The 13,872-nt window shown below is 63.6% G+C and carries 11 protein-coding genes; 9 read left to right on the plus strand and 2 right to left on the minus strand.

Annotation, left to right across the window (positions count from 1 at the left end; all coding sequences use genetic code 11):
* Window positions 1-22: 22 nt before the first annotated feature.
* A complete protein-coding gene (locus FJ543_RS01045) occupies window positions 23-553 on the plus strand; it encodes a GNAT family N-acetyltransferase (RefSeq protein WP_140873405.1) in 531 nt (176 codons plus the stop codon).
* A 10-nt stretch (window positions 554-563) separates the two neighbouring features.
* On the opposite strand, the gene FJ543_RS01050 is transcribed toward FJ543_RS01045, so the two are convergent.
* Window positions 564-1,448, minus strand: a complete 885-nt coding sequence (locus FJ543_RS01050) for a LysR family transcriptional regulator (RefSeq protein ID WP_140873406.1) — start codon at window positions 1,446-1,448, stop codon at window positions 564-566.
* 118 nt (window positions 1,449-1,566) lie between these two features.
* Between FJ543_RS01050 and FJ543_RS01055 the strand changes: the two genes are divergently transcribed.
* The 3 genes from FJ543_RS01055 to FJ543_RS01065 are packed head-to-tail and all read left to right on the plus strand — an operon-like array spanning window position 1,567 to window position 3,522.
* A complete protein-coding gene (locus FJ543_RS01055; protein ID WP_140873407.1) occupies window positions 1,567-2,718 on the plus strand; it encodes a gamma-butyrobetaine dioxygenase in 1,152 nt (383 codons plus the stop codon).
* Complete coding sequence (locus FJ543_RS01060; protein ID WP_140660964.1) at window positions 2,715-3,299, plus strand: HD domain-containing protein; 585 nt, start codon at window positions 2,715-2,717, stop codon at window positions 3,297-3,299. Before FJ543_RS01055 ends, FJ543_RS01060 begins: the two co-directional genes overlap by 4 nt.
* 28 nt (window positions 3,300-3,327) lie before the next feature.
* Window positions 3,328-3,522, plus strand: a complete 195-nt coding sequence (locus FJ543_RS01065; protein WP_140660965.1) for a hypothetical protein — start codon at window positions 3,328-3,330, stop codon at window positions 3,520-3,522.
* On the opposite strand, the gene FJ543_RS01070 is transcribed toward FJ543_RS01065, so the two are convergent.
* On the minus strand, window positions 3,510-5,318 hold the full coding sequence (locus FJ543_RS01070) for an NAD(P)/FAD-dependent oxidoreductase (RefSeq protein WP_140873408.1): 1,809 nt from the start codon (window positions 5,316-5,318) through the stop codon (window positions 3,510-3,512). The genes FJ543_RS01065 and FJ543_RS01070 overlap by 13 nt on opposite strands.
* A 445-nt stretch (window positions 5,319-5,763) precedes the next feature.
* On the opposite strand from FJ543_RS01070, the gene FJ543_RS01080 reads away from it, so the two are divergent.
* The 5 genes from FJ543_RS01080 to FJ543_RS01100 all read left to right on the plus strand — a co-directional run bounded on the left by FJ543_RS01080 (window position 5,764) and on the right by FJ543_RS01100 (window position 13,855).
* Window positions 5,764-7,560 carry an acetolactate synthase 3 large subunit gene (locus FJ543_RS01080; protein WP_140822173.1) on the plus strand — a complete coding sequence of 599 codons (1,797 nt, stop codon included), beginning with the start codon at window positions 5,764-5,766 and terminating at the stop codon, window positions 7,558-7,560.
* Between the two features lie 77 nt (window positions 7,561-7,637).
* On the plus strand, window positions 7,638-8,213 hold the full coding sequence (ilvN, locus tag FJ543_RS01085; protein WP_013894763.1) for an acetolactate synthase small subunit: 576 nt from the start codon (window positions 7,638-7,640) through the stop codon (window positions 8,211-8,213).
* Between the two features lie 374 nt (window positions 8,214-8,587).
* Window positions 8,588-9,184, plus strand: a complete 597-nt coding sequence (locus tag FJ543_RS01090; protein WP_015317294.1) for a LysE family transporter — start codon at window positions 8,588-8,590, stop codon at window positions 9,182-9,184.
* 235 nt (window positions 9,185-9,419) lie between these two features.
* Window positions 9,420-10,697 carry an efflux RND transporter periplasmic adaptor subunit gene (locus FJ543_RS01095; protein ID WP_140822166.1) on the plus strand — a complete coding sequence of 426 codons (1,278 nt, stop codon included), beginning with the start codon at window positions 9,420-9,422 and terminating at the stop codon, window positions 10,695-10,697.
* Window positions 10,694-13,855: an efflux RND transporter permease subunit gene (locus FJ543_RS01100; protein WP_140660968.1), complete on the plus strand. Its 3,162-nt coding sequence runs from the start codon at window positions 10,694-10,696 to the stop codon at window positions 13,853-13,855. Before FJ543_RS01095 ends, FJ543_RS01100 begins: the two co-directional genes overlap by 4 nt.
* Window positions 13,856-13,872: the final 17 nt, after the last annotated feature.

Here is a 13,872-nt window from a genome sequence, read left to right on the forward strand (position 1 = left end):
AATCGTTTCCAGAGGACCAGGTATGAACGTCATAGAAATCGGGCCGTTGACCGTAAGCCGGGAAACACTCGCACAGCTGACCGATCTGCTGGTCGAAACGGTTGCCGCCGGCGGATCGGTCAGCTTCATGCATCCGCTGGCGTTGGATGTTGCCTGCGCGTTCTGGGAGACGTCGCTGGCCGCGGCGGCACGAGGGCAAAGAATGGTGCTTGGGGCATGGGACGGTGGCGCTCTGGTCGGCACCGTCACCCTGCCGCTCGACTGTCCGCCCAATCAGCCGCATCGGGCCGAGATCGCCAAGCTGATGACATCGGTCGGGCAGCGGGGCAGGGGTGTCGGGACGCGCCTGATGCGAGCCGCCGAACGCCTCGCGGCGGAGAAGGGGCGCACGCTGCTGGTTCTGGATACGGCGAGCGAAGAGGGTGCTTCGGGACTTTATGAGAAGCTCGGCTTCACCTTGGCCGGCGAAGTGCCGGACTATGCGCTGAAGCCGCATGGCGGGCTGACGGCCACGCTGATCTACTGGAAGCGCATCGGCACAGCGTCGCGGTAACGCCAGTCACTCATGCCTTCCCGGCGAGGCGCTTCAGCAGCCAATGGCGGAAATCCTGCTCCGCGCTGGTCAGGTGCGCGGTCGACGGCCTGGTGGTCAGGAAATGCCCTGACGTGCTAGGCAGCTCAAAATCGGAAAGCCGGACCAGCGCTCCGCCGTCGAGCGCCGCGTCGATTAGGGGCCGCGACCCAAGGAGGACGCCGGCACCGGCGCTCGCCGCATGCATGGCGGCAACGAAACTGTCAAAGCGATGCGAGCGCCGGGGATGGCCCGCCAATCCGGCCGCCGCGAACCATTCGGCCCACATCTCGCGCGCGCCGGCCACCAGAAGCAGCGGCAGCGATGTCCAGTCGGCGGCACTGGCCAAGGCCGGGCTTGCCACCGGCACAAGCCGCTCGGCGGTCAGCCTCTCGGCCTCGCGGCCGGGAAAGGATCCGTTGCCGAAACGGATGTCGAGCGCCGAGCCTGGCAAATCGTAGTCGGTCGGGCGATGGATCGTCACCAGATCGAGCTGGATGCGCGGCAGCGCCTCGGCGAGGTCGGGCAGCGCCGGAACCAGCGCCAGCAGCGCAAACGAGATCGGCACCCGGAGCGAGACGGTCTGAACTGCGCGCGGTTCGAACAGTTCCGTGGTGCTGCTGCCAATGGTGGCGAAGGCCGACTGGATGTGGGGCAGGTAGGCGGCACCCTCCGGCGACAGCGCGACCCCACGCGCCAGCCGCGAGAACAGACGCGTCTTCAGCCTTTCCTCGAGCAGCCGGATGTGCTGGCTGACGGCCGCCTGGGTCAGGCCGAGTTCGGCTGCCGCCGCGGTGAAGTTCGACAGCCGTGCCGCAGCCTCGAAACTGCGCAGCCAGTCGAGTGGAGGGAGGGTAGGAGCGGTTCGCCGAGCCATTACCAAATCGCTGCCATTGGCCAAAAAATGATAATTGGAATTATGCCTTTTGGGAGGTCAACATGCAATCCAAACCACGGCACGAACCGTGGGTAACAAGGCGGATAGGACGGACTCCATGCTCACCGACGTGCTGGTTGGCGATGAAGGCAGAACAATCGAACTTGGTTGGACAGACGGCAAGCGTACCCGCTTCCACGCCGTCTGGCTGCGCGACAACGCGCTTGACGACAAGACGCGCAGCGCCGGCAACGGCCAACGCCTGATCACCATCCTCGACATTCCGGCGAAGACGAGAATTGGCGCTGCCGCCATCAAGGCCGGAGCGCTGGAGATCAGCTTCGAGCCGGAGGGAAAAACGGTCAGCTTTCCCGCCCAATGGCTGCGTGCGAACGCCTATGATCGCGACGAGACACGCCAGCCTGGTTGGACAGGCGATGTCATCCAGCGCTGGACCAGGGCGACGATGCAGAACGCGGTGCCGCGCGCCAGCTATCCGGCGGCCCTGCATGGCCGCGGTGTGCTGCGCGAATGGCTTTCGGCGGTGAGGACTTATGGCTTTGCGGTGATGGACGGGCTGCCGGCCGAATCCGGGGCGCTGTGCAAGGTGTCCGACCTGTTCGGCTATGTCAGGGAGACCAATTACGGGCGCTGGTTCGAAGTGCGCGCCGAGGTCAACCCGAACAATCTCGCCTACACCAATCTCGGCCTGCAGGCGCATACCGACAATCCCTATCGCGATCCGGTGCCGACGCTGCAGATCCTGTCCTGCATCGAGAACACGGTGGAGGGCGGTGAATCCAGCGTCGTCGACGGCTTTGCCGTCGCGGCCGCCCTTCAAGCGGAAAATCCCGAGGGTTTTCGGCTGTTGAGCTCCCATGCGGCGCGGTTCGACTATGCAGGGTCGTCCGGCGTGCGGCTGCAGGCGAAGCGCCCGATGATCGAGCTTGGACCCGACGGCGAACTGATCTGCATCCGCTTCAACAACCGTTCGCTGGCGCCGACCGTCGACGTGCCGTTCGCCGAGATGGGCGCCTATTACGCCGCCTACCGCCGCTTCGCCGAGCTGATCGAGGATCCATCATTCGAAGTCACCTTCAAGCTTGAGCCCGGCCAGGCCTTCATCGTCGACAACACCCGCGTCATGCATGCCCGCAAGGCGTTTTCCGGCACCGGCAAGCGCTGGCTGCAGGGATGCTACGCCGACAAGGACGGCCTGTTGTCGACGCTCGCGGCGATCGAACACGGCTTCAAGGAGGCCGCGGAATGATCGGCCAGGATCTGAACGCGGACACCATCGTCGAATTCATCGCCGACATTTTTGAGCGCCGGGGCGCCGAATCCTATCTCGGCGAGCCGGTGACGATGTCCGAGCATATGCTGCAAGGGGCTTGGCTGGCGGAACAGGATGGAGCCCCCGACGTGCTGGTGGCCGCCGCGCTGCTGCACGACATCGGCCATTACACCAGCGAGTTCGGCACCTATTCGCCCGACGATGTCGAGGACAAGCACCATGACGAGGCCGGCGGCGAAGTGCTGGCACCGTTCTTCCCGCCTGTCATCGTCGAGTGCGTCCGGCTGCACGTTGCCGCCAAGCGCTATCTCTGCGCCACCGACCCGACCTATTTCTCCAGGCTGTCGCCGGCTTCGGTTCATACCTTGTCGCTGCAGGGCGGACCGATGAGTGCCGACGAGGTGGCTGCGTTCCGCGAGAACCCGTTCCACGAGGAAGCGGTGCGGGTTCGCATCTGGGACGAGGGCGGCAAGGTCGCCAATATGCGGACGCGGGCGTTTCGCGACTATGTGCCGTTGCTGCAGCGCGTCGTGCACGACTTCGCCAATCGGCCCTGACGAGACCAATCATCAGGAGGAGACAGCCATGTGCTTCTGCTTCGACCGCGAAAGCGCGGTGGCGGCATACCGGCCCTGCCGCGAGCGTTTGGCTGACGAGGGCGTTTTCACGCCATCGCCGACCAGCCCCAGCGGCGAACTCGCCGTTGCCGCCTTGTTCGACGTCGCCGACGCGGGACAGGTTCACCGTGTCGATGCAGGAGAAGCTGACTATCCCTTGTGATGGACCTGCTGCAGCCCGTAGACTGGTGTCGGCAAGCCAACCTGCCGGGCTTTGAGCTGCAGCGCCAGATATTGCGAATAGTGGCGTGACTGATGGAGGTTGCCGCCATGGAACCACAGCGCCTCCTGCTGGGTCGGCTTCCACATGTTGCGCTGCTCGCCTTCCCAGGGGCCGGGATCCTTGGCGGTGTTGGAGCCAAGGCCCCAGACCTTGCCGACCTTGTCGGCCACCTCCTGCGAGATGAGGTCCGCCGCCCATCCGTTCATCGAGCCGTAGCCTGTGGCGTAGATCACGAGATCGGCCGGCAATTCGGTGCCATCGGCGAATTTGACGCCGGTTTGCGTCAATTCCCGCACCGCCGCACCTGGTCCGCTCTTGAGCTTGATCGAGCCGTCTATGACCAGGTCGCAGGCGCCGACATCGATGTAGTAACCCGAACCCCGGCGCAGATATTTCATGAACAGGCCTGAGCCGTCATCGCCCCAGTCGAGCAGGAAGCCGGCCTTTTCCAGGTCCGCGTAGAACTTCGCGTCGCGTTCCTTCATCTGCTGGTAAAGCGGGATCTGGAACTCGTGCAGGATGCGATAGGGCAGGGAGGCGAAGATCAGGTCGGCCTTGCGCGTCGTCATGCCGTTCTCCACCGCCTGCTCGGAATACAGTGCGCTGAGCCCGATATCCATCAACGTGTCGGACTTGACGATATGGGTGGAGGAGCGCTGCACCATGGTGACGTCCGCGCCACCCTCCCAGAGAGCCGCGCAGATGTCGTGGGCGGAGTTGTTGGAGCCGATGACCACGACCTTCTTGCCGCGATATTTGTCGGGGCCGGGATGGGTCGAGGAATGCTGCTGCTCGCCCTTGAAGATGTCCTGGCCCTTGTATTTCGGCCAGTTCGCCTTGCCGGACATGCCGGTGGCCAGCACCAACTGCTTGGGCTTGAGGACGATCTCTTCGCCGTCGCGTTCGACCACGACGGTCCATTCCTTGGTCTTGTCGTCGTATTTCGCGGATTTAGCCGAGGTGGAGGACCAGTAGTTCAGCTCCATCACCTTCGTGTACATCTCCAGCCAGTCGCCGATCTTGTCCTTCGGGGCGAAGACCGGCCAGTTCTTGGGGAAGTCGATATAGGGCAGATGGTCGTACCAGACCGGATCGTGCAGGCAGAGCGACTTGTAGCGCTTGCGCCAGGAATCGCCGGGACGCTCGTTCTTCTCAATGATGATGGCCGATACGCCGAGCTGGCGCAGGCGCGCGCCGAGCGCAATGCCGCCCTGGCCACCGCCGATGATCACGACATAAGGCTGTTTGCCGCGGCCGAGTTCGGCGATCTCGTCATCACGCTCCTCGCGCCAGGATTTCCTGTCCTTGCCGTGACCGTGCTTGGCGCCGAGCGGCCGATTGAAACCGGCCTTCTCCTCATGGCCCTTGAGTTCGGCCATGGTGGTGAGCAAGGTCCAGATCAGGTCGCCCTTGAACCGCACCAGGCCGAAGCCGCGCGCCACCTCGGTCTCGAAGGTGATCCAGGCGGTGGTGACGCCGTCCGCCTCGGTCGCCTCCTCGCCTTCGGCCACCCTCCAGTCGCTCGGCCGGGTTCCAGCCAGGGTTGCTTTCAGCATGTCGCGGACCTGCTCCTGGCCCTCCATCGTCCTGAGATTCCAGGTGAAGGTGACGAGGTCGCGCCAGTAGCAATCCGCCTGGAAACAGTTGACCGCCGCGTCGATGTCGCCGGTCTCCAGCGCCTTGCCAAGCTTGTCGAGCAGGGCCTGCGCCTTCGTGGTGGGTGTTCTCTCGAGCATGGTTTCTCCTCCGGTTGTCGGTTTCCAAGAACGCCTGTTCAGGCTTCCACTGGAACAGCAAGCGGCCGGCCAGGACCTCCCTGCCTGGGGATGGGACTCCCATTCGCCGGCAACGCGTCTCCTCCCAGGCACGTCGTCAGCCCGGCATAGTGGTGCGTCGATGGGATGGGCTCAACTGTACTATGGTAGCGCGCGGCGGAGCCGATCTCACGGCTGAGTGAATTCGTGCGGTACCCCATTGACGACCCCGCGACTTCGCCTTTATGGTCCGCCACCATGAAAACGGCACTCATTCTCGTAGGAAGGCGCGTGGGCAAGGCGGTGTAACCGCCGGGCGAAATCCCCCCATGCGCAGACACAGGCTCCCTCGGGGGCCTTTTTTATTGCCTGAAACACGACTAAACGACCAGCAACGCCCAATGGCGGACAGTACGGGACCAGACCGATGAGCAATGGACAGAACGAGCGGCGCGAGATGGCAGGTAGGGAAATGACCGGCGCCGAAATGGTGGTGCAGGCGCTGAAGGACAATGGCGTCAAGCATGTCTTCGGTTATCCCGGCGGCGCCGTTCTCCCGATCTATGATGAGATCTTCCAGCAGGACGAGGTCGAGCACATCCTCGTGCGGCACGAGCAGGGCGCCGGCCATGCGGCAGAGGGGTATGCGCGGTCGACCGGCAAGGCCGGCGTCATGCTGGTGACATCGGGTCCCGGCGCCACCAATGCGGTGACGCCGCTGCAGGATGCGCTGATGGATTCGATCCCGCTGGTCTGCCTGACCGGTCAGGTGCCGACCTCGCTCATCGGCTCCGATGCGTTCCAGGAATGCGACACGGTCGGCATTACGCGGCCCTGCACCAAGCACAACTGGCTGGTGAAGGACGTCAACGAACTCGCCGCGACCATCCACGAGGCGTTCCATGTCGCGACGACTGGCCGTCCCGGTCCGGTCGTGGTCGACATCCCGAAGGACGTGCAGTTCGCCAAGGGCTTTTATGTGCCGCCGCAGATCGCGCCGCGCACCAGCTACCAGCCCAAGGTCCAAGGCGACCTGGAGAAGATCAAGGCGGCGGTCGAACTGATGGCCGGCGCCAGGAAACCGGTGATCTATTCGGGCGGCGGTGTCATCAATTCCGGCCCTGAAGCGAGCCATCTCTTGCGCGAACTGGTCGACCTCACCGGGTTCCCGATCACCTCCACGCTGATGGGGCTCGGCGCCTACCCGGCGTCTGGCAAGAACTGGCTCGGCATGCTCGGCATGCACGGCACCTACGAAGCCAACATGGCCATGCATGACTGCGACGTCATGCTCTGCATCGGCGCGCGCTTCGACGACCGTATCACCGGCAGGCTGAATGCGTTCTCGCCGAACTCGCGCAAGATCCACATCGATATCGATCCGTCCTCCATCAACAAGAACGTCCACACCGAAGTGCCCATCATTGGCGATGTCGGGCGCGTGCTGGAAGACATGGTGCGGCTGTGGCGGGCAACCGCCAGGGCCGACAAGAAGGCGCTCTACCCCTGGTGGGAGCAGATCGCCAAATGGCGCGGGCGCGATTCCCTCGCCTTCAAGATGAACAACGACGTGATCATGCCGCAATACGCCATCCAGCGGCTGTACGAGCTGACCAAGGACATGGACACCTACATCACCACCGAGGTCGGCCAGCACCAGATGTGGGCGGCGCAGCATTATCATTTCGAGAAGCCGAACCGCTGGATGACCTCGGGCGGGCTGGGCACGATGGGCTACGGCCTGCCTGCCGCGCTCGGCGTGCAGATCGCGCATCCCGACGCGCTGGTCGTCGACATTGCCGGCGATGCTTCGGTGCAGATGACCATGCAGGAGATGAGCGCCGCCGTGCAGCACGACGCGCCGATCAAGATCTTCATCCTCAACAACCAGTATATGGGCATGGTGCGCCAGTGGCAGCAGCTGCTGCACGGCAACCGGTTGTCGCATTCCTACACCGAAGCGATGCCCGACTTCGTCAAGCTGGCCGAGGCCTATGGCGGCCACGGCATTCGCTGCGACAAGCCAGACGAACTGGACGACGCGATCAAGGAGATGATCTCGGTCAGGAAACCGGTGCTGTTCGACTGCCGCGTGGCGACGCTCGCCAACTGCTTCCCGATGATCCCGTCTGGCAAGGCGCATAACGAGATGCTGTTGCCGGACGAGGCCACCGACGAGGTCGTGGCCAATGCAATCGACGCCAAGGGCAGGGAACTGGTGTAGAGACGAACCGAGGCAGGGCTTGTCAAAATAAGCCGTGCGGAAACAGATAGTTAGATCAAGAATTTGAGATTCATGTCATGAACGCACAGCACCTTCAACCCACCGGTTCCGCCTACTTCATCGCAAAGGAGACGGAACGGCCGGAAAACCACACGCTTTCCGTGCTGGTCGATAACGAACCGGGCGTGCTTGCCCGGGTCATCGGCCTGTTTTCCGGGCGTGGCTACAACATCGAGAGCCTGACCGTCTCGGAAACCGAGCATGAAAAACACCTGTCGCGCATCACCATCGTGACGCGCGGCACGCCGCATGTGCTGGAGCAGATCAAGCATCAGCTCGAGCGCATCGTGCCGGTGCATCGCGTGGTCGATCTCACCGTGCGTTCGCACGAGTTCGGACAGGAGCGGCCGCTGGAACGGGAACTGGCGCTGGTCAAGGTTGCCGGCACCGGCGAGGCCCGGGTCGAGGCGCTCAGGCTCGCCGACGCGTTCCGCGCCAGCGTCATCGACGCCAACACCGAGCATTTTATCTTCGAGATCACCGGCAAGGGCTCCAAGCTCGACCAGTTCATCGCCATCATGAAGCCGCTCGGCCTGGTCGAGATCTGCCGCACCGGCGTGGCAGCCATGAACCGCGGCCCGCAGGGGATGTAGCAGTCATACGAAATTAAAGTTCAGCAATCACGGTCGGGCGAGGCGATCCGAAAAGCGAACTGAGACTTGGTGGCGCATGACCCCACGACAAGATCTGGTGATACATGTGATGATGTACGCACTGATCGCATACTCGATCTGGGTGCTTGCCCACGGCTGGGTGACGATGACAGTCCCAGCCTTACGAGGCAATGAATGGGTTGTCTATGCGGATAATCCAACCAGATTCTGGGACCTGATCTTCTTCCACGCGGAGTCCAGACGCGCCGCTGGCCGTACAGGCGGATCACTGCGGCGCGCATTGGACCACTCGAATGACGTTGCGTCCGGCGCCCGGTCGATTTAAGTCAGTATTGCTGACCTTTGGAGCCGTCATGACCCTCGACGCCTTCCTTGCCCTGCTGCTCTACGCCCTGGTGACCTCGGTCACGCCGGGCCCGAACAACTTTATGCTGCTGGCGTCGGGCGTGAATTTCGGCATCGTGCGGACTATCCCGCATATGCTCGGCATCAGCATCGGATTTCTCGTCCTTTTGCTTGCCGTCGGCTTCGGGCTTGGGGCGGTGCTGACCGCGTTCCCCGCGCTGCACACCGGGCTTAAGATCGCCGGCGCCGTCTATCTGCTCTATCTCGCCTGGAAGATTGCCATGTCGCGCTCGCTCAGCGGCAAGGGCGAGACGGATGCGCGGCCGATGCGATTCATCGATGCCGCGGCCTTCCAGTGGGTCAACCCCAAGGCTTGGGTGATGGCAATCACCGCGATGGCCGTCTATACCAATCCCGAACGGCCATTCTTGTCCGTCATTCTGATCGGCGTGGCTTTCACTGTGGTCAATCTTCCCAGCGTCTCGGTCTGGGCCGGATTCGGCACGGCACTACGCGGCTTCCTGTCCGACCCGGTGCGGTTGAAATGGTTCAACATCGCCATGGGCGTGCTGCTGGCGGCGACGCTTTGGCCGATGCTGCGCTAGATAAGGCTGCCCTCTCGGAGGCCATTTTTCGGAGCCCATCCGGCTTCCGGCTTTGAGGATAGCCGGCTGCACAGCTATTGTGCAGTGCACATTAAATCTTCGTAATGCCGTGTTTTGGCCCTTTTCCGACAAACCCGCGTCCTATCTATTCGGCGAAATCGCGGCAGTGAGCCGGGAATTGCGCTAGAATACGACCACCTGGCTATGGCGTGTCGGACGGAGAGGTCTTTTGTCGATGCGTGGAAAAGTCATGCTTTCATTGCTGGCGGTCGCCTGTGTCGGCGCGGCCTGGCTCTATCTGTCGCCGGACGCGCTGAACAAGGCTCAGCAGTTCCTCGGCGCAAAGCAGGTCGCCGCGACAGACAAGCCAGCGACCGACAAGCCAGCCACCGAAAAGCCAGCGACGGGGGACAAGGCGGCGGGTGGCGGCAACGGTGCCCGTTCGGCGTCAATCGTTTCGGCGACGGCTACGACCGCGGATTTCCCGATCCGCCGCTATGCCATCGGCTTCGTCTCCTCTCCGGCCGTGGTCAACATCAATGCGCGCGTCTCCAGCCAGATCGTGTCGATCGACGTCAAGGACGGGCAGATGGTGAAGGCGGGCGACCTCCTGTTCTCGCTCGACGACCGGGCGCTGAAGGCGCAACTCGCCAAGGACCAGGCAGCGCTTGCCAAGGACCAGGCGCTGCTCGCCAGCTCGAACTCCGACCTTCAGCGCGCCAAGGACCTTGTCGCCAAGCAGGCCGGTACGCAGCAGACCTACGACCAGGCCGTTGCCGCGCAGAAGGCGGCGGCGGCGACCGTCGATGCCGACAAGGCGACGATCGACGCCGACAATGTCCAGCTTGGCTTTGCCACCATCACCGCCCCGATCGCCGGCAGGCTGGGTGCCGTGAATGTCGCCGTCGGCGACCTCGTCACCGTCAGCAACGGCAACAGCAGCACGGCGACGCCACTGGTGACCATCACCCAAATGGACCCGCTGCAGGTCAACTTCAATCTGCCGGAAAGCAACCTTGCGCTGCTTCACAAGGCGCTTGCCAATCCGCAGCAGAACGCGGTGACGTTGATCCAGAACGGCGACCCGACGCCGATCGGCAAGGGCACGCTCGATTTCGTCGATTCCAGCGTCGACACCGCATCGGGCACGATCGCGACGCGGGCAAGTATTCCGAATGCCGATCTTTCCCTTTGGCCGGGCCAGTATGTGAATGTCGTGCTCGACGCCGGCATCATGCCGCGGATGACCTCGGTTCCGACCGTGGCGGTGCAGCCCAGCCAGAAGGGGCCGTTCGTCTACGTGGTCAAGCCGGACAGCACTGTCGAGATGCGGCCGGTGCAGGTGGCGCTGACCGAAGGCGCAAACAGCGCCATCAGCCAGGGGCTGAAAAGCGGCGAGAAGGTCGTCACCGAGGGCCAGACAAGGCTGAAGAACGGCGCCGCGGTGCATGAAGGCAAGGCGGCCGCGCCGAAGGTTGCCGAGGCGACCAACGCCGGCGAGGCGGCCCAATGATCTCCGAATTCTGTATCCGCAGGCCGGTCGCCACCCTTCTGATGTCGTTCGCCCTCGTGCTGGGCGGACTGTTCGCCTACAAATTCCTGCCGGTGGCGGCACTGCCGAGCGCCGAATTCCCGGTCGTCAATGTCTCGGCCTCGCTGCCCGGCGCTTCGCCGGAAACCATGGCCACGTCGGTGGCGACGCCGCTGATCAAGCAGTTCGCGACCATCGCCGGCATCGATTCCATTTCGACCACCAACTCGCTCGGCCAGACCTCGATCGCCATCCAGTTCGTGCTCAACCGCAACATCGACGCGGCCGCCGCCGACGTCCAGGCGGCGATCGCGCGCACGCAGAAATCGCTACCGCCGCAAATGACGGCGCCGCCAAGCTACCGCAAGGTCAATCCGGCCGATGCGCCGATCCTCTTGATGTCGCTGGTCAGCGACACGGTGCCACTGACCGACCTCGATGCCTTCGCCGAAAACGTCATCTCGCCGTCGCTGTCGACCATCGACGGCGTCGCGCAGGTCTCGATCTTCGGCCAGCAGAAATACGCGGTGCGCATCCAGATCGATCCGACCGCGCTTGCCGCGCGCGGCATCTCGATCGATCAGCTGCAGGCGGCGGTCGCGTCCGCCAACAGCAACACGCCGCTCGGCGTGCTGCAGAACAACAAGCAGCAGCTCACCATCACCGCCAACACGCAGCTTACCGACGCGGCCGGTTTCTCAAACCTCATCATCGCTACCAAGAACGGCCACCCGGTGCGGCTGGGCGAGGTGACCCGTGTCGTCGATTCAGTGCAGACCACCACGACCGCAAGCTGGTATGACGGTACCCGCGCGATCATCATGGCGGTGCAGCGCCAGCCGGACGCCAACACGGTCGACGTCGTCGACAAGGTCAAGGCGATGCTGCCGTCCTTCCAGGACCAGATGCCGGCCGCAGCCCAGATCAAGCTGCTCAACGACCGCTCGAGCTCGATCCGCCAGGCGGTCGACGACGTGCAGTTCACGCTGCTTTTGACCATCGCGCTGGTGGTGATGGTGATCTTCGTGTTCCTGCGTCGCGTCACGGCGACCATCATCCCGGCCGTGGCGGTGCCGATCTCGCTGATCGCCACGCTCGGCGCGATGTTCCTGTTCGGCTTTTCCATCGACAACATATCGCTGATGGGCCTGACGCTCGCCGTCGGCCTTGTCGTCGACGATGCCATCGTGATGCTCGAAAACATCTTCCGCCATATGGAAGAGGATGGGCTGTCGGCCTTCGACGCGTCGCTGAAGGGCGCGCGCGAAATCGGTTTCACCATCATCTCGATCTCGATCTCGCTGGTGGCGGTGTTCATCCCGGTGCTTCTGATGGGTGGCGTGATCGGGCGCATCTTCAACGAGTTCGCCGTCGTGGTGACCGTCGCCATCCTGGCCTCCATGTTCGTGTCGCTGACGCTGACGCCGATGTTGTGCTCGCGGCTGCTGTCGGTGACCAAGGCCGACCGCGAGGCACATGGTGCTGGCCACAAGCGCGATTTCCTCACGCGCGGCTACGATCGGATTCTGAGCTTCTGCCTGCGGCACACCTTCCTGGTGTTCCTCGTCTTCGTCGGCACCGCGGCAGCCTCGGTGTGGCTGATCGAGGTTTCGCCGAAGGGTTTCTTCCCGCAAGAAGATATCGGCCAGATTTCGGTGACCACCATCGCGCGCCAGGACATTTCGTTCGACGCCATGGCCAAGCTGCAAGGGCAGGTGGCCAGCGTGTTCTCGAAGTCACCCTATGTCGACCATGTGGCGTGGTCGGCGGGCAGCGGTAACAATGCGCTGAACCAGGGACAGCTCTTCGTCCAGCTCAAGGGCAAGGACCAGCGTCCCGATATCGAGAAGGTGCTTGCGGATCTGCGCAAGCAACTGGCCGGCGTGGCGGGCATCGAGACTTACATGCAGCCGGTGCAGAATCTGCGGCTCGGCTCGCGCTCGTCGGCCAGTGCCTACCAGCTTGTGGTTCAGGGCCTCGATACCGGCCTGACGGATCAGTGGGCGCAGAAACTGAATGACGCGATGGCGGCCGACCACACGACCTTCACCGACGTCACCAGCGACCTGCAGAACAACGCCTTGCAGGCGACGCTGGTGGTGGACCGCGACAAGGCCGCCCAACTCGGTATCGACACCGACACGCTGCGCTCGGCGCTTTATGGCGGGTTCGGCACCGACCAGGTTTCAACGATCTTCGGCTCGGCCGACAGTTACGAAGTCATCGCCGAACTCGATCCCAAGATCGAATGGTCGCCGGAGCGGATGCTTGCGATCCAGATGCGGACGGCGAGCGGCAGCCTGGTGCCGCTCGGCGCCTTCGCCAGGGTCGACCGCACGGCCGGAGCCTTGACGGTTAACCAGCTCGGCCAGCTTCCGGCGGTGACGATCTCCTACAACCTGCCGCAGGGCGTGGCGCTGGGCGACAGTGTGAAACGCATCGACGCGCTGAAAGAGCAGATCGGCATGCCGACGGCGATCTCGACGACCTTCGCCGGCACCGCCAAGACCTTCCAGGATTCGCTTGCCAACCAGGGCCTGCTGGTCGGCGGCGCCATCCTGACCATCTATATCGTGCTCGGCATTCTGTATGAGAGCTTCATCCACCCGCTCACCATTCTGACCGGCCTGCCGTCGGCTGTGCTCGGGGCGGTTGTCGCCTTGCGCTTCGCCGGCATGGATCTGTCCGTCATCGCGGTGATCGGCATCCTGATGCTGATCGGCATCGTCAAGAAGAACGGCATCATGATGGTCGACGTCGCGCTTGAACTGCGACGAGAGGGCATGTCGGCCACCGATTCCATCCACAAAGCCTGCCTGATGCGGTTCAGGCCGATCATGATGACGACGCTGGCGGCACTGATGGGCACGTTCCCGATCGCGCTCGGCACCGGCGCCAGCGCGGAACTGCGCCAGCCGCTGGGCGTTGCCGTCGTCGGCGGCCTGCTCGCCTCGCAGGCGCTGACCCTGTTCGTGACACCGGTGATCTACGTCTACATGGAGAATTTCTCGGGCTGGCTGGTCGGACTCATGCCGAAGCGCAAGGCCGAGTTGCACCTGGTCGAGGAGGGCGACCAGCCCTCGCTGTTCGGCACCAATGACGACATCCCCGGTGAGCCGCAGAAGACCGCCGCCGAGTAGCAGGTCGCCACGCACCG

This window comes from Mesorhizobium sp. B2-5-7, from assembly GCF_006440875.1.
Lineage (GTDB): Bacteria > Pseudomonadota > Alphaproteobacteria > Rhizobiales > Rhizobiaceae > Mesorhizobium > Mesorhizobium australicum.